The sequence below is a fragment of the Companilactobacillus allii genome, assembly GCF_001971585.1.
Taxonomy (GTDB): domain Bacteria; phylum Bacillota; class Bacilli; order Lactobacillales; family Lactobacillaceae; genus Companilactobacillus; species Companilactobacillus allii.
On sequence record NZ_CP019323.1, the window covers coordinates 1252116 to 1272849 of the forward strand.

Sequence of the window (20734 nt, forward strand, 5' to 3'; positions counted from 1 at the left end):
CTATTTTTTTACCCAAATAGACCGCGTCAGAAAGGGAGAAACTATATTGTCAGAACAAAAGAAGCAATTGTCTCAAGCATTCTACTCGCAGGAAAAATCTGAGGTATTAAACAAATTAGATGCGACTAGGGATGGATTGACCACCCAACAAGTGGATAGTCGACTCAATGAGTATGGAGCTAATAAACTAGACGATGGTAAGAAAAAGTCCATCGTTCAAAGATTCTTGGAACAATTCAAGGATCTGATGATCTTGGTGTTACTTGCAGCAGCGGTAATCTCGGCTGTAGTATCTCATGATGTGATCGACTCAGTCATAATCTTGGCCGTGGTAATTATAAATGCCGTGCTTGGTGTCTTCCAAGAATCAAAGGCTGAAGCTGCACTAGATGCACTGAAGAATATGTCTACACCACACGCTAATGTACTTCGAAATGGCGACACTATAACAATTAAGAGTACCGAATTAGTACCAGGAGATATCGTATTACTAGAAGCTGGTGATGTCGTGCCAGCTGATCTTAGATTACTAGAATCAAATTCGTTAAAAATTGAAGAATCGGCATTGACTGGTGAATCAGTCTCTGTCGAAAAAGAAGTTGGTGTAATAACAGGGGAACAAGTTGGTATTGGAGATCGACTTAATATGGCTTTTTCCAACAGCAATGTGACTTATGGTCGTGGAGTTGGTGTTGTAGTTAATACTGGTATGTCCACAGAAGTAGGTAAAATCGCCGGTATGTTGGCCAATGCAGATGAAACAACGACACCATTAAAGAACAGCTTGAATCACTTAGGTAAGTTCTTGACTATTGCTATTGTGATCATTGCAGTAGTTATGTATGTTGTGGGAACTTTCTTGAATGGAATGGATCCAATCAAGATGATGTTAACGTCGATCTCTCTAGCTGTAGCAGCAATTCCAGAAGGATTACCAGCTATCGTTACTATCATATTGGCACTTGGTACACAAGTAATGGCGAAGAGAAATGCTGTTATACGTAAGCTCCCAGCCGTTGAAACCTTGGGATCAACTGATATTATTGCATCAGATAAGACAGGTACATTGACTCTGAATCAGATGACCGTCGAGAAAGTCTATACATTTGGTGCACAGCAGTCAGCTGACGCTACCTTGCCAGATGATAATATGACCTTGAAGATTATGAACTTCGCAAATGATACGAAGATTTCAAAAGATGGTACGATGATAGGAGATCCAACTGAAACAGCACTGATTACTTTTGGTGAGAAGCACAATTTCAACTTGGATGAAAAACTAAAGCAACAACCACGAGTAGCAGAACTACCATTTGACTCTGATCGTAAGTTAATGTCCACTGTTCATAAGAATCCTGATGGTAAGTTCTTGGTTGCCGTCAAAGGTGCGCCTGATATTTTATTGGAACGTATAACTAAAATCCAAACAGAAAATGGAATCAGGGATATTACTGACGAAGATAAGGAACAGATCCTCCAAAATAACAATGATATGGCAAAACAAGCCCTACGTGTTTTGGAGATGGCCTATAAGTATATTGATAAAGTCCCTGATGAACCTAGTTCTGAACAACTTGAGAGTGATTTGATATTTGCAGGACTGATTGGGATGATTGATCCTGAAAGAAGTGAAGCCGCACAGGCTGTTCGTGTAGCTAAGTCTGCTGGAATTCGACCATTAATGATTACAGGGGACCATAGTGTAACTGCAGAAGCAATCGCAGTTAGGTTAGGTATTATTGAAAAGGGTGATGACGAGGCTGTTCTAACTGGTGCACAGTTAGATAAAATGTCGACTAAAGAATTCGATAAAAAAGTTAAGAATTATTCAGTCTATGCTCGTGTTTCACCAGAACACAAAGTAAGAATCGTTAAAGCATGGCAAAAGGCTGGTAAAGTTGTCGCCATGACAGGGGACGGAGTTAATGATGCACCAGCTTTGAAACAAGCAGATATTGGTGTCGGAATGGGTATTACAGGTACTGAAGTTTCAAAAGGTGCTTCCGACATGGTATTGGCCGATGATAACTTTGCAACAATCGTTGTAGCGGTCGAAGAAGGTAGAAAAGTCTTCTCTAATATTCAAAAGGCCATCCAGTATTTACTGGCAGCCAATTTGGGTGAGGTATTAACATTGTTCATTGCCACATTGTTGGCATGGGATACGATGCTTCCGATTCACTTATTGTGGATCAACTTGGTAACTGATACTTTCCCAGCGATTGCACTTGGTATGGAACCGGCTGAATCGAACTTAATGGATCATAAACCAAGAGGTAAGAAGTCTAACTTCTTCTCGGGTGGAGTATTGAGTAGTGTGGTATATCAAGGTATCCTTGAAGCCGCAACAGTATTACTTGTTTATGCCACAGCTATTTTTTGGCCAGTTCATTCAGGATATGACGCAATTCACGCTGATGCTTTGACGATGTCGTTTGCAACATTAGGCTTGATCCAATTGTTCCATGCCTTCAACGTTAAGTCAGTTCATCAGTCAATTTTCAAAGTTGGATTGTTTAAGAATAAGACCTTCAATTGGTCGATTCTCTTATCCCTTGTTATGATGATGGTCATCATAGTTGTACCTGGATTAAATGATGCCTTTAAAGTTGCACATTTGGATATTCACCAATGGTTGATAGTACTTGGATCATCATTTGCGATTATTCCAATTGTTGAAATAGTTAAGTTTGTTCAACGAAAATTCGGTAAAGCATAAAATATTTAATATTATGTAACAGAAATGTAATAAATAAGTCCACTAATTGTAATGATTAGTGGGCTTGTTTTGGTGTTAGGCTGTAATAGGTAATTAGAAAGTGGGGGGATTATTATTAGGAAAAGAAATATAGTTTTATTGGGGCTATTGATGGGCTTTTTTGCCTTTTTGTTCAATGGATATACGGTTGAAGCTGCGTCTTCAATCAACAATGATATCATCAACGGAAAAATTCAGCCGGCAACTATTCAATATAGAGAAGGTACTTTCAGCCATTGGAACGCATATGAAAATGGTGTTGGTAAGCCTGAAGGTGTAGTTGTTCATGAAACAGCAGATCCACATACTACAGCTAATGCTGAAAACGAGGCTTCTTATTTTAATAATAATTGGTCTACCATATATACATATGTTCATGCATTTGTAGATGATAAGGAAACAATCAATATTCATGATACAGATTATGGTGTTTGGGGAGCCGGACAAACAGCTAATGCTAAGTACGTGCAAGTTGAATTGTGTGAAGTTCACTCATATGCTGCATTCACTAAGTCATTATCAAATGATGCCTTCTATGTGGCTTCTAAATTGATTCAATATAATTTGCCTGATGTTCCAGGACAAACTGTAGTGTCACATGATCAAGTAAGTAAGATGTATAAAGAAACTGATCATACAGATCCAACTGGATACTTTGCTACTTGGGGTTATAGTATGGATCAATTCAATGAGTTGATCAGCTATTACTATAATAATCTCAAGAGCTCTGGCTCTGTTTATGGTGGTAATGGATCAAGTACAAATACTAATACTAATACTAATACTAATACTAATACCAATACTAACAAGAATGTTATTAATGTTAATAACTCAAATGGCTATTATGTACCTATCGTTGCATTCCAAAGTGACGGTTCTATTAAGACAGTAAGAAACCGTGCCTTGATGAATAATACTCCTTGGGTAACTGACAAGACTAAGGATTATAATGGAGTGACATATCATAGAGTCGCTACTAACGAATGGGTAAGCAGTGAATATATTGTATAAATTAGTTTGAAAAAAATAGACTCAACAAAATCTTAATTGATTTTGTTGAGTCTATTTTTCCTAATTATTATTTTTCATCAAAGACATCATCATCGTCTTCTATTTTCAACAAATGAGGTTTGCCATAATAATATCCTTGGCGAAGATCAATCTGTAATGAATCAGCTAACTTGTCATCTTCTGCGTTCTCAATTCCTTCAAGAATCAAGCGAAGATTATGTTCTTTAGCATAGTCACGCCAAAAAACAACTTTACTTTCAATGTCAGGATCTCTGAATTTTTCTTTGAAATTCTGTAAGGCAAACTTGATTTCTTTTGCCATAGGAACAAGTGGTTTGATGTGGTCTAACTTATTCTCTCCAGTGCCGACATCGTCTAGACTAAAGTCCATTCCATAATCGATGAATTGATTGATCAATGGAATCATCTCTTCGTTAGTCCATTTCTCATCACCAGGTTCCTCGGTTAACTCGACTACTAACTTGAGTGGACGTAGTTGAAGTTGAGACTTTATAATGGCCTTTCTTACTTCAGGATTCATTAGTTGTGTTCTGTTGATATTGACAGAAACAGAACCGATCTTAAGTGAAAGTCTCAAAGTAGTTGCCATTAACACTTCAGCCATTATGTGAGAAGGTATGTCTGAGAAGTGAAGTGGAGGACGCCAACCTTCTGGTGTTTTCTTCTTCATCAACAATTCATACCCGATAAGTGTATTTGTATATTTATTTAACTGTGGTTGGATGAAATATCTGTACATATGTTCCCCCTAAAATAATATCTATCATATATTATACAATAATGATCAATAATTATCGCCTAATGTAAGTTTCATGTCGTGATGCAGGATACCAGCTTCGGTATACTGATCACCAATGACTTTAAATCCAAGCTTTATATAGAACTCTTGGGCATGATCTTGAGCACCAAGAATAATATATTTATAATTATTGGAATTCTTTTTTATTTTTGTAATCATATCAGTTAATAAGTTTGTTGCCAAGTTTTTGTGCCTGTACTCTTTTAGAACGGCAACTCTTTGAATGTGTATACCATTGTCATCAGTCACAAAAAAACGCGCTGTGGCCACTGCTAAGCCATCACTATAAAGTGTTACATGCTCGCACTTATCTTCATCACTGATCTCAAGAGATTCGCTTACACCTTGTTCTTTAATGAAGACTTGTTTACGAATGTTTAAGCCATCTTGATAAGATTTTGAATTCAAATCAGTGGTATATTTAATTTCTTGCATAAATTGGCCAACTTTCAATATCGAATTATTGCTATTTTACTATTAATTAGATGATTTTTGTAGAATCATTTGAAATTCTGCCATATAATAATGGAATAATTTCAAAATTCCAAAAACGTATCCAGATTATGATAAATGAATTTATCTATTCTGATGGTCACTACCAATTGAATTAAATTATAATTCTCCATGAAAGTGAATACATTGAATGGACAATCTAGTAAACTTATATAGGTAAGTGTGATATTTTAATATCATAGGCTTTGGATAGATTTGGGTAAAAGTTATTACGATGTCCTATAGGGAGGCACATATTGAAAGTTATTATTGTCGGTTGTACACACGCCGGAACCGCTGCTGTTGAGCAGATTTTGAAGGATCATCCTGATACAGATGTCACTGTATATGAGCGTGAGGATAATATTTCATTCTTATCATGTGGGATTGCGTTGTATCTTGGTCGTATTGTAGATAATCTTGAGGAGATGTTCTATGCTGACCCAGATACTTTGGAGTCACTCGGAGCTAGCGTTAAGATGCAACATAGTGTTGAGAGTATTGATGCTAAAAGTAAATCAATGGTTATTAAAGATCTTACTACTGGTAAGGAATTCACTGACAGTTACGATAAGCTTATCATGACGACTGGTTCTGTTGTAAGTACTCCAAATATGCAAGGAATCAACAATCCTCGTATTTTGTTCTGCAAGAATTATGAACAAGCTAAGACTATTTATGAATCAGCTAAGAATTTCCAAAGTATCGCTATTGTTGGTGGTGGATATGTTGGTGTTGAATTGGCTGAAAGCTACGCTAATACCGTACATGAAGTTACGCTTATTCAATCAGGTGGCCAGATTCTAAAGAATTATGTCGATAAGCCATTGTCTGATAAGATCATTGGTTTATTAAAGGAGCACTATGTTAACGTTTATCTAAATGAACGTGTACAAAGTTTTGAAGATGGTAAGGAACTTACTATTAATACAGACAAGGGTACACATAAGGCTGACTTAGTTATCATGTGTACAGGATTTGATGCTAATACTGGTCTATTAAAGGGACAAGTTGATATGGATGATCGCAATGCTTTGATCATTAATGACTATGTTCAAACATCAGATCCAGATATTTACTCAGCTGGGGATGCTTGTGCTGTTAACTTTAATCCAACACAAAAGCCACTATATATTCCTCTAGCATCTAATGCAGTTCGTCAAGGTGCTTTAGCAGGTAAGAATGTCTTTGGCGATATCCAAAAGTACATGGGAACACAAGGTTCAACAGGTATGGAGCTATTTGAACATACTTTGGCTTCAACAGGTATCACGTTACATAATGCCTTAAGTGCTGGACTCAACGCTGATCAAGTTGAGTATCATGCTAATTATCGTCCAGACTTTATGCCAACCAACGCCTTGATCCAGATATTCTTAGTTTATGATAAGGATTCTCGTAAGATATTGGGTGCTCAATTATTCAGTAAGCATGAAGTAGCTCAATCCGCTAATGCAGTCTCGATAGCAATTCAAAATAACAATACAATTGATGATCTAGCTTTTGTTGATATGTTGTTCCAACCAAACTATGATAATCCTTGGAATTATCTTAATTTGGTAGCTCAAATGGCAATTGATAAACTTGATTATGAAGTTGCAAAATAAAAATAAGTACAAAAAAACCTCCTGGAATGGCAAAATTTCAGGAGGTTTTTTACATAGGGGATAATTCTTAAAACTGTGGGGGATATTTCAATAAATTGTACCGTTATCCACGTTTGTTAGGGAGGAGCCTTTCGACGGAAAGTAAATCCAACGTGAATAACATTGTTGAGTATACCAATATTATTTAAGGACCTCCTTTTTTTCGAGAATGTTCTCTCTTTATGCCATGATTATATCAGGAATATACTCATTTCACAATATGTAAATGGCCGTGAAAATATTATTCACAACTAGTAACAACTAATATGACTGATACAACAATGAATATGTGAATAAAAAAACTGAAAAATACTCTTTTTTAACTTCACAAGAGAATATTTTTCAGTAAATATAATTATTAACCATACCAATTCGACTCATCGAGCTCTAAAGCATCTTCAATGGACCACCATCGATACCCTTAGTAAGTGTCATTTCGGTCTTTGGATCAATGTTAGTTTCAGAAGTTAATATGTAAAAGAGGTGACGTTTCAAATCGTCTTCTTCCATTTTTGACTTTAAGTGCCAAGCGTCATGTAGACCGTTGCTTGAAATTGTACCTAATTTGTCTATGCCTTTTAAGTTCTTAGGATCAATTAAGTTCTCAGGGGATGTCTTTATCTCAATGAAGTAGTTAGTGTACCAATCAAAAAATTTCAAAAATTCTTGCATGGGTTCCTCCATAAATGCTTTGATACTACTATCATAGGTTACTTTGAGTCATTTTGATATATTTTTGGGCAAAATAAAAAGTCGAAAGCGAAAGCTTTCGACTTTTAAATTATCAATCAGACTAGATTGAAGGTGTACCGAACCATTGGATACGTTCTTTAGTTGTATCTGTAATAGCTTTTGTACCAGGTGCAAGTAACTTACGAGGATCGTAACCTTTAGCATCGATATCTTGATCATGACCAGCTTCGATATATTCACGTGTTGCTTTGGCAAATGATAATTGTAATTCAGTATTAACATTAACCTTTGAAATACCCATTGAGATAGCCTTAATGATTTGTTCCTTAGGGATACCTGAACCACCATGAAGAACAAGTGGTGTTGAGATTTCAGCAGCAAGTTCTTGTAGACGGTCAAAGCTTAAGCCTTTCCAGTTGTCAGGGTAAACACCGTGAATGTTACCAATACCAACAGCAAGGTAGTCAACGCCAGTAGCGTTAAGTGTCTTAGCTTCTTCAACATCAGCTAATTCACCAAGACCAGTAATACCATCTTCAGTACCACCAATTGAGCCAACTTCGGCTTCAACAGAAATACCTTTAGCATGTGCTAATTTAACGATTTCCTTTGTCTTTTCAAGGTTTTCGTCAAATGGCAAGTCATGGCCATCAAACATAACAGAGTTGTAACCAACTTCGATACATTCCTTGGCAGCTTCATAGTTACCATGATCCAAGTGCATAATAACTGGAACTGTGATACCCATAGCTTTGATTGTGTCTTGTACTAGGTGTAAGCAAAGTTCGTAGCCACCCATGTACTTAGCAGCACCCATTGATGTTTGAACCAAGACAGGTGTGTTTGTTTCTTGAGCTGCAGCTAAAATAGCGCGAGTCCATTCCAAGTCGTTGATGTTAAATGCACCAACAGCGTATTTGCCTTTACGGGCGTTGTTGAAAATTTCGTTACCGTTTGTTAAAACCATCGATAATCCTCCAATAAATTCATCTTTGAATACAATAGTCATTTTAACTCAAAACGTGGGTAATTAATATGTTTTTTGCAAAAGTATTTACATGAACGGAACTTGATCGGTACTAAAATAGACCAGAAAAGCTATTACATAAAGGATTACCAGCCCTAAAAGAATAAACCACCAATATTTCTTGGTGTCAGATTTCATGAACGTATTGTAAATTGCCATTACAAGAAAAAAGGCGAGTAGGGTTGTGAGAATGCTGATTAGTATAAGTAAAGGTATGTTTATCATCATGAAACCCATTATAGCAAGTTTTTCAGAAAATTATTCATAATAATCGTAATTAATGTTTACTATATAAAATTGCGTTATTCTGATATAATTTAGAGGTTATTGAGGTGATTAATTTGAAAAAAATCAAAGTTATGACAGTCTTTGGCACAAGACCAGAGGCGATAAAAATGGCACCATTGGTTTTGAAGTTAAAACAAAATAGTGATCGTTTTGAGACAATCACAGTAGTTACGGCCCAACACCGTGAGATGTTGGACTCTGTTCTTGAGATATTCAAAATCACACCAGATTATGATTTGAATATTATGAAAGAACGCCAAACACTTAGTGGAATCACTGGTTTGGTATTAAAGGAACTAGATGGTATTATCGAAAAGGAAAAGCCTGATATCGTGTTGGTACATGGCGATACAACAACGACATTCAGTGCAGCTCTTTCAGCATTTTACCATCAGACAAGTATCGGCCACGTTGAAGCTGGACTTAGAACTTGGAATAAATATTCTCCATGGCCAGAAGAGATGAATCGTCAAATGACAGATGATTTGGCTGATTTGTACTTCGCTCCAACAAGTGAGAGCAAGGCTAACTTATTAAAAGAAAACCATAAAGAAGACAATATTTTCGTTACTGGTAATACAGCAATCGATGCATTACGTAGTACAGTTCATCAAGATTACCATCATGATATCTTAGATATTATTGATCCTAATAAGAAGATGATACTAATCACAATGCATCGTCGTGAGAATCAAGGCGAACCAATGAAACAAGTCTTCCATGCTATGAAGCGAGTTGTTGAAAAGCATGATGACATTGAATTGATCTATCCAGTTCATTTGAATCCAGTTGTTCAAAAAACTGCCAAAGATATTCTTGGCGATGTAGAACGTGTTCATTTGATCGATCCATTAGACGTCGTTGACTTCCACAATCTAGCTTCAAAGAGTTACTTCATCATGACCGATTCCGGTGGTGTTCAAGAAGAAGCACCATCTCTTGGTAAACCAGTATTGGTATTACGTGATACCACAGAACGCCCAGAAGGCGTAGAGGCTGGTACTTTGAAGTTAGTCGGTACCGATTCTGATGTAGTTGAACGTGAAATGAGTCGTTTGATCGAAGATAAGGCCGAGTATGATTGCATGGCAAATGCCAAGAACCCTTACGGTGATGGTAAAGCATCTGATAGAATTCTAGATTCTATTAGCTATCATTTTGGACAAACTAAAGATGTACCGGAAGAATTCGAATAGAGCGAGACAAAACACGGGAATTTCCGAGCATTAACCTAAATAATTTCGGTATTCACGAAAGTGAATATCGGAATTATTTTTGTTAAGCGGAAGAAATTGTGTTTTGTCTCGCGTTTCAGCAAGTTTGAGGGATAAGAAAGACAATCTCGAACTTACTAAAGAGTTAAATAAAGTTAAGCGGAAGAAATTGCATTTTGGCACACGTTCAGCAAGTTTGAATTTTTTACTATATGAAGTAATAATATGTTTTAGGAGGAGTTATATATGATTTGGTTATGGACACATTTGATTACATGGCTGGTAATGGCCACTTTAGTTTTACTAGTATTATTCACTGATTCTAATACCAAAATCTACGAAATGATTACTAGAGTTTTGTATATAGTAGCCATTGTAAGTGGAATATTCTTGTTTGGTCATGCGTGGTCGAACAACCCTGTTTTGTTAATAGTAAAAGTTATTATTGCGATTGCGTTCATTGCAGCAATCGAGATTTCATTTGCTAAAAAGAATCAAGGAAAGCTGAATATGACTATGGTTACAGTAGTGATATTGTTGTGTCTTGTTGTAGGAATATTAGGAATTATTTTAGCTGGTGGAGTTCCAACGATTCACTAGTACACTAAGTTAGATAGATAAAAAAAGAGGCTGAAAAATTATTTCAGTCTCTTTTTGTGCGATATTTTTTGAAACGTTCAAGTAGGTGACGGTTCTTATAATTAAATATCCATTTGGATGAAAAGTAGTTGAATAATCCTACTAATAATTGATCAATAGCTTTGATTATTAAATTATTAACTGGAAGGAAGAATACGGCTACTATCATAAAGAAGTTATCAAATAATAGTGAAAGTATTCTGGAGACCATAAAGACAGAGCCCTCTTTGATCAGCTTTTTATAGCTACTTACTTCTGTTTTAAATACATAGAACTTGGTCATAAAAAATGAGAATACGTTTGATATGAACCAAGCGATAGTATTAGCTATCCACAAAGTAATATTGAAGTTATTGTGTGATAGGTTAAATATTGCAATATTTAGGAGTGACGCTAGGAAACCAAATAAACAATACACCAAAAAGTCGCGATGCTTTCTGAGAAAATCCATAATTAGTCATCCATTTCTTTAGCTTTGGCTACCAATTCTTCAGCGAATTTATCAAGGTGATCGATGTCATCTTGTTCTGGATCCAATTCAACTCTCACTGGTTCGGCTCCTTTGGTTGCACCAACTTGTTCAAAGATAGTTGAGAATTCATCGACTGCGCGACAAAAATCCTCGTAGAAATGATCCCCTGAGCCACAAGTTCCATAAACTTTACCATTCAAGTCAAGATCTTGCATATCATCATAAAAATCGAGTGCTTCCTCAGGCACGACTCCTTGATCATATGTGTAACTAGCAACTACACAGATATCAGTGTCCTCAAAGTCGGAGGCGTCAGTTTGTGAGACCTCACTCATATCTACATCCATCCCCAAGTCCTCAAACTTTTCTGTTAGAACGTATGCGATATCCTCATCATTACCTGTGATACTTGCGTAAACGATTTTTACTTTTGTCATTTGACTGCCTCTCATTTTTCAATCTTGAGATATTATAGCAAAAATAGACAACTATCTAAATGGATAACCGTGACAATGTTATAATATTAATGACTTTATTTTTTTGAAGGGATATGCAAAAGTTGATTACATTAAAATCTGCACGAGAAATAGAAGGTATGAGAAAGTCGGGAGAACTATTAGCCAACGTTCATATCGGATTACGAGATATTATCAAACCAGGAATTTCTTCAATGGAGATTGAAGACTTTGCTGATAAATATATAACTGAACATGGTGGGAGACCATCTGAAAAGGGCTTTGAGGGATATAAGTATGCAACTTGTGTCTGTGTTAACGACGAAGTTGCCCATGGTATTCCAAGAAAAGGCTTGATCTTGAAGAGTGGGGATGTCTTAAAAGTAGACATGACCGTTAACTTAGATGGATATGAGAGTGATTCTTGCTGGACATATGCTGTTGGTGAATTATCCGAGGAAGATAAGCACTTGATGGATGTTACACACAAGGCATTGTACTTAGGTATTGACCAAGCTGTAATTGGCAATCGTTTGGGAGATATTGGTTACGCTATTCAACATTATGTTGAAGATGAACAACACATGGGAGATGTTCGTGACTTAATAGGCCATGGTATTCAGCCTACAATGCACGAAGCTCCAAATGTTCCACACTATGGTGAACCAGGTCAAGGACTTCGTTTACGTGAAGGTATGACAATCACTATTGAACCAATGGTCAACCTTGGAACATGGGAGATCTCAGACAAGTTTGTTAAAGCAGACGGCTGGGAATACTTTGTTTCAGCTGATGGATCTGATTCAGCACAATATGAACATACAATTGCTATTACAAAAGACGGCCCTAAGATTTTGACATCACAAGATCCAGAGTTCGACGCTAAATATCTATTGAAATAATGGTGGGGTAAATGGACGAAAATAAGAACAAATCAATACCCATATTTAAACAACCCATTTCCCGAACCCAAAAATTGATTGGGTTTATAAAATGTGTTGCTCAAGCTGTGGGTGATGCTAATATTCCAATGGCTTCAAAGGCCGTTACTTATTATCTTTTGTTGTCTTTGTTTCCGGCCTTCATTATTGTTGGAAATTTAATTCCATTATTACGCTTAGATAGGCCAACTGTGGTTTCTTACATTGAATTTATCTTACCGGAGAATTTGCACGAGTATTTCATACCAGTAATTGAGAAGGTTATAACTAGCTCTAACACGGGGATTTTGTCAGCTGGTATTGTTGTTGCCTTATGGGCCATTTCTCGAGGCCTTAATACGGCACAATTGTCGATGAATCAAGCCTATGGATTAGACATCAATAGTTTATTTGCAAATCAGACTTTTTTGAACTATATAATAAGACGTGCCTTGGCATTTATCATGACGTTTTTCTTGATCGTGATTGCTGTGGTAGTTATTATAGCGTTCACTTTTGGTCAGATATTCTTGAATTGGTTAATAAGTTTAATTGAACTTCAGGCACTACAAACCGTCTTGGATGAATTTATGAGATGGAAATGGCCGTTAGCTATTGTTATAATATTCTTGATTGTTTTTGCTTTATTTTATTTTTTACCTAATGTCCATCTGAAGCTTCACTATATACTTTTGGGCTCGATTATCGCTACAACAGGCATGCTCGCGTTATCTCAAATTTTTTCTTACTACTTAAAGTATTTTGGATCAGCTTGGGATAATTATGGAACTATTGGAGCCATCATTATTTTCCTTTTATGGATTAATATGTCGGTGACAATATTTTTGTTTGGGAATGCTGTGAACGTTGGATTTGCGGAAGCTAGTCAGGGTCCATATTTGCGTAAAAACACTGGGCGTTTGAGTACGTACTTGAAGTTGCATGAAATAAATAAAGGATAGGGGATGCCTTATCTGTATATTAAAGGAGATCAGTAATGAAAGTAAGAAAAGCTATTATTCCAGCAGCAGGATTGGGTACAAGATTTTTACCAGCTACAAAGGCACTTGCCAAAGAGATGTTACCAATTGTTGATAAGCCAACAATTCAATTCATCGTTGAAGAGGCTAAGGCATCAGGTATCGAAGATATCTTGATTATCACTGGTAAGAATAAGCGTTCCATCGAAGACCATTTTGATGCCGCACCTGAGCTAGAACAAAACTTGGAATCAAAGAACAAGACAGATCTACTAAAAATAGTTCAAGGAACAACTGACTTAGGTGTCAATTTGTACTATAGTAGACAAGCTCATCCAAATGGCTTGGGTGATGCTGTTGAACAAGCACAATCATTTATTTCAGGTGAACCATTCGTTGTCATGCTGGGTGATGATCTGATGACTGACAAGATCCCATTGACTAAGCAATTGATCAATGATTATGAGAAGACACATGCTTCAACAATCGCTGTTATGAAAGTTCCTGAAAAAGATGTTTCAAAATATGGTGTAATCGAACCAGATGGAGAACATGCTCCAGGACTATACAATGTTAAGAACTTTGTTGAAAAGCCAAGTGTTGAGGAAGCACCAAGTAATCTAGCTATTATTGGTCGTTATCTATTAACTCCTGAGATTTTTGATCTATTAAGAACTCAAAAACCAGGTGCTGGTAACGAAATCCAACTAACTGATGCAATTGATCGTATGAATAAGATCCAACGTGTATTTGCACATGAATTCAAAGGTCAAAGATACGATGTCGGTAATAAATTTGGATATGTTAAGACAAATATTGAATACGGATTAACTCATCCAGAAGTTAAGGATGAACTTAAAAAATATATTTTAGATTTAAGCAAGAAACTTCAAGCCGAAGATAATAAAGGCAAGAAGCCTACTAAGTAGTTAACCTAATAAAATACGATCATCGCTGACTCTGAATCCAAAGAGTTGGTGATGATCTTTTTTTGTGTCAAAAAATATGGGCAGTTCATAATATTCTTTTTTATTAATAAGTAAAAGAAATTCCCAGTTTTTAATACCGTTTAATTTACTTGAAGTCTTCAAATAAACACCGCTTGATTCTATCTCAAGATCTACGACGGAGTAGTTTTGTTTGTTATCTTCAATAAATATTCGATTATTTCTGTTAAAATCATTTAACAATAAGATTAAATCAATGATTCGCATAAGTTAAACTCCATAGTTTTTGATTGTAATTATTTATCAGTTAAATTACTATTAAGTCTTAGAGTAATTCTACCAAATATGAGAGGGTACTAAAAAATGAATCCAGTTGTAATTATAGATGCAAAAAGAACTGCAATTGGCAAGTTCCGTGGTGAATTTGCTGACGTTTCAGCAGTTGAATTAGGAACGCAGTTAGTAAAAAAAATGCTAAAGAAAAATAAGATCGATCCAAAATCTGTCGATCAGTTCATTTTTGGTAATGTATACCAAGCAGGAGCTGGGCAAAACCCCGCTAGACAAGTCGCACTCAACGCTTTGGGTAGTGTTGAATCCACAGCAATGACGATCAACCAAGTCTGCGGTTCAGGCTTGAAGGCTATCCATGAAGCTACAAACGCATTACTTTTGGGTGATGCAGAGATCATCGTGGCAGGTGGTATTGAAAGCATGTCAAATGCTCCCTTTTACGCCAAACGTGTTGGTAAATTGGAAGCCAGTGAGAATAAGGGTGATACTTTATTCCGCGATGGTTTATGGGATGCCTTTAATAATCAACATATGGGTATTACAGCCGAAAATGTAGCCCAAAAATATGCGGTAACTAGACAGCAACAAGATCAATTCGCCTATGCTTCACAACAAAAGGCCGCTTCATCAATTGATGAATTATCAAAAGAAATTATCCCTATTGATGTAGATGGTGAAGAGATCACTAAAGATGAGTCAATCAGGCCCAATACCACTTTGAAGAAAATGTCAGAATTAAAACCAGCTTTTGAGGAGAATGGAACTGTCACAGCAGGTAATTCATCTCCACTAAACGATGGTGCCGCTGCTTTGATCATGATGAGAAAAGACTTGGCCGATAGTTTAGGATTAGATTATATTGCTGAGATCACTGGCTATACCGAAGTAGGAATCAATCCTAACTTCATGGGATATGCACCATATTTTGCAATTAAGAAGTATGCTGAAAAGTTCAAGGTAGACTTAGATGATATTGATTTATATGAAATAAATGAAGCTTTTGCATCACAGGCCTTTGCTGTGACTCGTGACCTCAATCTTCCAGCTAAAAAAGTGAATATCTATGGTGGCGGAATTGCTTTGGGTCATCCACTTGGTGCAACCGGTGCTAGATTAATTGTCTCACTGATCAATGCATTACAAAATACTAATCAACAAACAGGTATCGCTTCGTTGTGCATTGGTGGCGGAATGGGTATGGCACTAGGAATAAAATTGCCATGAAATTATACGAAATGTCCGATGACCAACGCATCCAATATCTAGTTAATAATAACTATATCGACTTGGAGCAAGCACTTTTATTAAAGTCACGAAATCCCTTATCTAGAGATTTATCTGATAGCTTGAGTGAGAATCAAGTTGGTCTATTTGGTTTGCCTTATGGATTTGCGAGTGATTTTTTGATCAACGGCAAGGACTATCTGGTACCTATGTCTATTGAAGAGCCTTCAGTTATCGCTGCGGCTTCAAATGGAGCGAAACGAATCAAAAATAGTGGCGGATTTACGGTCACATCAAGTCAACACATTGTGTATGGCCAAATTGTCTTGGAGAATACGTCAAATACGCTAGATATTCTGGAGAGCAAACGGGATGAAATACTACAAATAATTGATAATGCTCATCCCAGTTTAATAAAACGTGGTGGCGGTAGTCGTTCACTAGAATTCATTGATTATGGAGATATGCTAGAAATAGAAATAGGCATTGATACAGTGGATGCAATGGGAGCTAATCTAGTTAATACTATTCTTGAAGTAACGAGCTCTGAGGTATCCAAAATGACCTCGTGTGACGTATTATGTAGTATCTTGTCCAATAGTGGAGCTGGTCAAGTAGTTGAAGTACAAGCTGATGTATCATTTGACCAATTAGCTACTAAACAAATGTCTGGTAGTGAAGTTGCTGACAGGATCATACGGTTGAATAAATTTGCCAAAAGATCGATCAAACGTGCTGTCACTCACAATAAAGGCATTATGAACGGAATCGATGCTGTCGTAGTCGCTAGTGGGAATGACTTCCGTGCTCAAGAGGCCGCAAGTCATGAGTTCGCATCACAAAGTGGCAAGTATCAACCCTTAAGTGAGTGGAAGCTAGTCGATGATCATCTGCATGGTAGTTTAACGATTCCAATCGAGGTTGGAAGTGTTGGTGGAGCAGTCAGCTCAATGCCCATGGCACAACTTAGTTTGTCTATAATGAAAATAAAAAATAGCCAAGAATTACGTTTTGTGATTGGCTCAGTGGGTTTAGCCAACAACTTATCTGCACTAAGAGCACTAGTTACAACGGGAATACAGGCTGGTCATATGAGCCTTCAAAGTAAGTCTTTGGCTATTTCTGCTGGAGCTATTGGAGAAGAGATCGAAAAAGTAGCCACTGAATTAAATAAACAGAAGAATTATTCACTTGCTAATGCAAAAAAGATTCTTAAAGAATTGAGGAATTAATAATGGATATTGGTATTGATAGACTTGGTTTTTATGTACCCCAAAAATATATTGATTTAGTTGAATTGGCGAATGAACGTGATGTTGATCCAAATAAATTCACAATTGGAATTGGACAGAGTAAACAAGCGGTACCTGATTTATATCAAGATGCTGTGACTATGGCACTTGAGTCTGCAGATCAAGTAGTAAATGAGGACAACCGAGAAGATATTGGTTTGGTGATTGTTGGAACAGAGAGTAGTGTTGATGAATCAAAGGCTAGTGCTACTTATTTGGTTGATCTGTTAGATCTTCCAGAAGATGTTAGAGCCTTTGAGATTAAAGAGGCCTGCTATGGCGCTACTGCAGGATTACAAATGGCATATAATTTTGTTGCCATGAATCCAGATAAAAAAGCTCTAGTCGTTGCCAGTGACATTGCACGCTATGGCATCAATACTCCCGGTGAAGTCACTCAAGGTGCTGGTTCTGTGGCAATGTTGATCAGTAAAGATCCACATATTTTAAAACTTGATAATAAGTCAGTTTATATGACACGTAACGTTGGTGATTTCTGGCGTCCAGTATTTTCTAAAACCGCCTTTGCTCGTGGCAAGTATTCAAACGAAGTGTATGTCGACTTTTTCAAAACGCTTTGGGAAAAATTCCAGACTAAGTATGATATGACTGTCCAAGATTTTGATACGATGTTATTTCATATTCCTTACACTAAGATGGGACTTAAGGCACTACGTACATTGGATGGGAATATTCCTGATGCTAAATATAAAGAGTTGGAAGAACATTATCAATCAAGTATTGAGATCAGTCGTAACGTTGGTAATCTGTATACCGGTTCATTGTATTTGGGATTGATATCTTATTTGATCAATGGGGATGTTAAACCAAATGAACATCTAATGTTATTCAGTTACGGATCAGGTGCTGTTGGTGAAATATATAGTGCAGAAATCAAGTCTGATTATAAAAAGTATTTGGATATTGAATATATTAAGAAAGAATTAAATGATAGAAAAAAAATAAGTATTTCTGATTATGAAGATATTTTTGAAAAAGAAGTCGAAAACGGCGATGTGACAGCAATCTCTGATGTTCATGACAAGTTTTATTTAAGTGAAATCAAAGAAAATGAAAGACTCTATAAAAAGTTAGAGTAAAATGTTGCAAACGATTACATTAGATGGTATATTAAAGACGTGGTAAAGATGAAATGCCTGGAACTGTAGCCCTAAAAGATTTGATGCTAATTAAAAATTTTTAACTGTTTCCGTTAGGAGGCTGGTAGGATTAATAAAGAGCAACGAAGAATTAGAGTAGTACGGTTCAACGGCATTTTGGGACTAGCAACAAAAGTTAATATAAAATCGACTTAAATTTAGTAGTCGCGCAAGCTCAATACATGATTTGCTAGGATCCTTAGTTGAACAACAAGTGTTAGTAGTAAGATTTGTTTTACGGTAGCAAGATTCAGATTCAGGTTTATGTGAAAGTACATGGTACATAAGTATTACATGATAAATTAAGAAGTTGATGAAAACTACAGTGGATTTCATCTTACCACTTCAAATGAATTTGACCCCGTCAGTTGGACGGGGTCTTTTTCTTTGCTCTATTTAGATTTTAGGTAATATGTGAGTCATATGATAGAATTAAATTGGATTAAATAAAGGCAGAGGAGCATTAATATGAAGAAAAGAATAATGGCTATTGTTTTTGCAATGGCAATGATTCCAACTAATATAGGTGTAGTACAAGCCTCCAGTGAAACTAATTCAACTACTGGTAATATGTGTCGTACTAATACTAGGGATAATATGAGAAGTAATCATATGAATTTAGCCAAGTATGATGGGAAAGATGTAGTTATAGTTGAAAATGATCCTAAATCTGACAGTAGAACTGTTGGATTATATAAAAAGGAAAATGGCAAGCTAGTTTATACTGGCAAGAGAGTCAATCAGGTAAAGGGGAAGTCTATGCAACTATGGAAGGCTGATAAGGTCAGCATTAATGGTAAGACTTGTTGGCAAATTGGTGATAATCTTTACTTGAAATCTTCACGTGTTGCAAAAATTAATATGGATAAAATGAAGGGATATGGACAAGAGGCTAGTAACTTTGGTAATTATCCAGAGACTAATACAGCTTCTGAAAGTGACACTGTTCATGTTAACAATTTGAATGGAGATTATGTACCAGTGATGACTCTTCAAAAGGATGGATCATTCGCTGAGTCGATTAATCGAAGTCTTGAAAATGATACTGATTGGCAAACTGATAAGGTTAGAAAATATAACGGTAATATTTATTGCCGTGTTGCTAGTAATGAATGGGTTAATGCTACGGATTATGTTGTTACGGAATAAATTTAATTGAATTTTTGAGTACAAAAATAGCGCTACTATCAGGGAGGAAAGGGCGCTTTTTGTTTGTTTATTATTTTGAAATGAGCTGCAAAGCGACAAACCTCTGCGCTTACTACGAATAATAAATGCACTAACTTCGTTAGCACAATTATTAATCTAGGTAATGCTCAAGGTTTACCCGTCACTTTTCCGCTCTCTGGTTGAAACGAGCTGCAAAGGCCAGATTCCTGCGCCTGCTACGAATAAGAACTGCATCGCTTCGCGCTACATTCCTTATTCTAGGCAGTGCTCAGAATCTCCCGGCCTTTTCCGCTCTCTGGTTTAGCCTAGCACTTCAACTGTAACGTTTTGGCGTCCGAATGATAATGCTTGTGAGTTAGGCATAGCAATGTCCAATTGGTTAGGGTTGCTGTATGCGAATGAGCCTGTGTCATTAACTACACGATCGTAAACTGTACCATTACTTGCTGTGATTCTTAAGTGTGTGCCTTTTGGATATTTTGATAGGTTGGCGGCAACTCCGCTGTAACCCATGTTTGATCCAAGTACTGCTGGGTCATATGCTGTGGCGTTCATTGTAATTGTTTCTTTAACATTGTCATCTGACATGTATTTACCATTGATCCATTGGCTTCCACCTAAGTCATACCAAACTTGACCAGATGCATCAGTTGTTTGGGCATAAACTGTGTAACCTGAACCACCGGCAACTGTATTACCAGTGAAATAGCCACCATTTGCTGAACTGTAAAGATTTACACTACCACTGGCACTAACGTACATCATCTTGTTAACTGATGTTGTAGGTGCTGTTGTTGAGATATCTGAAGAATTGATCCATTGATTCTTACCAACGGCATAATAAACTGTGCCATCAATGTTAGCTGTTTTACTAATAGCCCATGCAGTGTTATCAGCAAGTCTATTACCTGTATCACCAACAGCACCGTTTGAGTTAGGTGTTGTATAAATTGCAGCGCCATTAGCGTTTTTAATATAAATTACACCTGATGTTGATTCATATGAAACTGTAGCAGCTTGAACTACTGAAGTTGAGCCCAATGTTACAAGTGCAAGTGAAGCAACTGTTAGTACTGATGCAGCGATATTTTTGATTTTCATTATAAGATATATCCCCCGTAGAATATGTATGTTTATTTTTTTTATATTTATGAGTATCAATTAACCTGGCAGTTAGTTGTATACTCCAATTTTTTCTAACCGAGAAATATCATATAACGTATGGTACAAAA

General features: G+C 36.5%; 21 protein-coding genes. 13 read left to right on the top strand and 8 right to left on the bottom strand.

Annotated elements, in window-relative coordinates; translation table 11 throughout:
- Positions 1–46: 46 nt before the first annotated feature.
- Together BTM29_RS06090 and BTM29_RS06095 are read left to right on the top strand one after the other, a co-directional pair.
- Positions 47–2719, top strand: a complete 2673-nt coding sequence (locus BTM29_RS06090; RefSeq protein ID WP_076614665.1) for a cation-translocating P-type ATPase — start codon at positions 47–49, stop codon at positions 2717–2719.
- Between the two features lie 150 nt (positions 2720–2869).
- On the top strand, positions 2870–3769 hold the full coding sequence (locus tag BTM29_RS06095; RefSeq protein WP_083685942.1) for a peptidoglycan recognition protein family protein: 900 nt from the start codon (positions 2870–2872) through the stop codon (positions 3767–3769).
- A 67-nt stretch (positions 3770–3836) separates the two neighbouring features.
- Here BTM29_RS06095 and BTM29_RS06100 read toward each other — a convergent pair whose 3' ends face one another.
- Complete coding sequence (locus BTM29_RS06100) at positions 3837–4529, bottom strand: EAL domain-containing protein (RefSeq protein WP_076614670.1); 693 nt, start codon at positions 4527–4529, stop codon at positions 3837–3839.
- 45 nt (positions 4530–4574) lie between these two features.
- On the bottom strand, positions 4575–5042 hold the full coding sequence (locus tag BTM29_RS06105) for a GNAT family N-acetyltransferase (RefSeq protein WP_225972178.1): 468 nt from the start codon (positions 5040–5042) through the stop codon (positions 4575–4577).
- Positions 5043–5074: 32 nt separating this feature from the next.
- On the opposite strand from BTM29_RS06105, the gene BTM29_RS13055 reads away from it, so the two are divergent.
- Together BTM29_RS13055 and BTM29_RS06110 are read left to right on the top strand one after the other, a co-directional pair.
- Complete coding sequence (locus tag BTM29_RS13055; RefSeq protein ID WP_257787680.1) at positions 5075–5200, top strand: hypothetical protein; 126 nt, start codon at positions 5075–5077, stop codon at positions 5198–5200.
- Between the two features lie 138 nt (positions 5201–5338).
- Entirely contained in the window at positions 5339–6688 is a 1350-nt protein-coding gene (locus BTM29_RS06110; protein ID WP_076614676.1) for an FAD-dependent oxidoreductase, read from the top strand.
- A 426-nt stretch (positions 6689–7114) separates the two neighbouring features.
- Here the strand turns inward: BTM29_RS06110 and BTM29_RS06115 are convergent, their stop codons facing one another.
- Both BTM29_RS06115 and fba read right to left on the bottom strand, forming a co-directional pair.
- The gene (locus BTM29_RS06115) at positions 7115–7399 is read right to left on the bottom strand and encodes a hypothetical protein (RefSeq protein ID WP_076614679.1); all 285 of its coding nucleotides are present in this window, start codon (positions 7397–7399) and stop codon (positions 7115–7117) included.
- Between the two features lie 121 nt (positions 7400–7520).
- Entirely contained in the window at positions 7521–8387 is an 867-nt protein-coding gene (gene fba, locus BTM29_RS06120) for a class II fructose-1,6-bisphosphate aldolase (RefSeq protein ID WP_076614682.1), read from the bottom strand.
- A gap of 401 nt (positions 8388–8788) precedes the next feature.
- Between fba and wecB the strand changes: the two genes are divergently transcribed.
- A complete protein-coding gene (gene wecB, locus BTM29_RS06125; protein ID WP_076618749.1) occupies positions 8789–9931 on the top strand; it encodes a non-hydrolyzing UDP-N-acetylglucosamine 2-epimerase in 1143 nt (380 codons plus the stop codon).
- A 264-nt stretch (positions 9932–10195) separates the two neighbouring features.
- Entirely contained in the window at positions 10196–10549 is a 354-nt protein-coding gene (locus tag BTM29_RS06130) for a DUF1516 family protein (protein WP_076614684.1), read from the top strand.
- Positions 10550–10592: 43 nt separating this feature from the next.
- On the opposite strand, the gene BTM29_RS06135 is transcribed toward BTM29_RS06130, so the two are convergent.
- Together BTM29_RS06135 and BTM29_RS06140 are read right to left on the bottom strand one after the other, a co-directional pair.
- Positions 10593–11039 carry a GtrA family protein gene (locus tag BTM29_RS06135; protein ID WP_076614690.1) on the bottom strand — a complete coding sequence of 149 codons (447 nt, stop codon included), beginning with the start codon at positions 11037–11039 and terminating at the stop codon, positions 10593–10595.
- A gap of 2 nt (positions 11040–11041) precedes the next feature.
- Positions 11042–11497 carry a flavodoxin gene (locus BTM29_RS06140; protein WP_076614693.1) on the bottom strand — a complete coding sequence of 152 codons (456 nt, stop codon included), beginning with the start codon at positions 11495–11497 and terminating at the stop codon, positions 11042–11044.
- Between the two features lie 122 nt (positions 11498–11619).
- Here BTM29_RS06140 and map point away from each other — a divergent pair, with 122 nt between their 5' ends.
- The 3 genes from map to galU are packed head-to-tail and all read left to right on the top strand — an operon-like array spanning position 11620 to position 14344.
- Complete coding sequence (gene map, locus BTM29_RS06145) at positions 11620–12417, top strand: type I methionyl aminopeptidase (RefSeq protein WP_076618753.1); 798 nt, start codon at positions 11620–11622, stop codon at positions 12415–12417.
- A gap of 11 nt (positions 12418–12428) precedes the next feature.
- Entirely contained in the window at positions 12429–13397 is a 969-nt protein-coding gene (locus BTM29_RS06150) for a YihY/virulence factor BrkB family protein (protein ID WP_076614697.1), read from the top strand.
- 35 nt (positions 13398–13432) lie between these two features.
- Positions 13433–14344 (top strand): UTP--glucose-1-phosphate uridylyltransferase GalU, encoded by a 912-nt coding sequence (galU, locus tag BTM29_RS06155; RefSeq protein WP_076614700.1) that lies wholly within the window; start codon positions 13433–13435, stop codon positions 14342–14344.
- On the opposite strand, the gene BTM29_RS06160 is transcribed toward galU, so the two are convergent.
- Positions 14345–14629, bottom strand: coding sequence for a hypothetical protein (locus tag BTM29_RS06160; protein ID WP_076614704.1), 285 nt, complete (start codon positions 14627–14629; stop codon positions 14345–14347).
- A 96-nt stretch (positions 14630–14725) separates the two neighbouring features.
- Here BTM29_RS06160 and BTM29_RS06165 point away from each other — a divergent pair, with 96 nt between their 5' ends.
- From BTM29_RS06165 to BTM29_RS06180, 4 genes are all read left to right on the top strand, one after another.
- Complete coding sequence (locus BTM29_RS06165) at positions 14726–15880, top strand: thiolase family protein (protein ID WP_076614707.1); 1155 nt, start codon at positions 14726–14728, stop codon at positions 15878–15880.
- Positions 15877–17112 carry a hydroxymethylglutaryl-CoA reductase, degradative gene (locus BTM29_RS06170; RefSeq protein ID WP_076614712.1) on the top strand — a complete coding sequence of 412 codons (1236 nt, stop codon included), beginning with the start codon at positions 15877–15879 and terminating at the stop codon, positions 17110–17112. Before BTM29_RS06165 ends, BTM29_RS06170 begins: the two co-directional genes overlap by 4 nt.
- Positions 17113–17114: 2 nt before the next feature.
- Positions 17115–18272 carry a hydroxymethylglutaryl-CoA synthase gene (locus BTM29_RS06175; RefSeq protein WP_076614715.1) on the top strand — a complete coding sequence of 386 codons (1158 nt, stop codon included), beginning with the start codon at positions 17115–17117 and terminating at the stop codon, positions 18270–18272.
- A 528-nt stretch (positions 18273–18800) separates the two neighbouring features.
- A complete protein-coding gene (locus BTM29_RS06180) occupies positions 18801–19481 on the top strand; it encodes an SLAP domain-containing protein (protein ID WP_076614718.1) in 681 nt (226 codons plus the stop codon).
- A 321-nt stretch (positions 19482–19802) separates the two neighbouring features.
- On the opposite strand, the gene BTM29_RS12720 is transcribed toward BTM29_RS06180, so the two are convergent.
- The gene (locus BTM29_RS12720) at positions 19803–20603 is read right to left on the bottom strand and encodes a hypothetical protein (protein WP_076614722.1); all 801 of its coding nucleotides are present in this window, start codon (positions 20601–20603) and stop codon (positions 19803–19805) included.
- Positions 20604–20734: the final 131 nt, after the last annotated feature.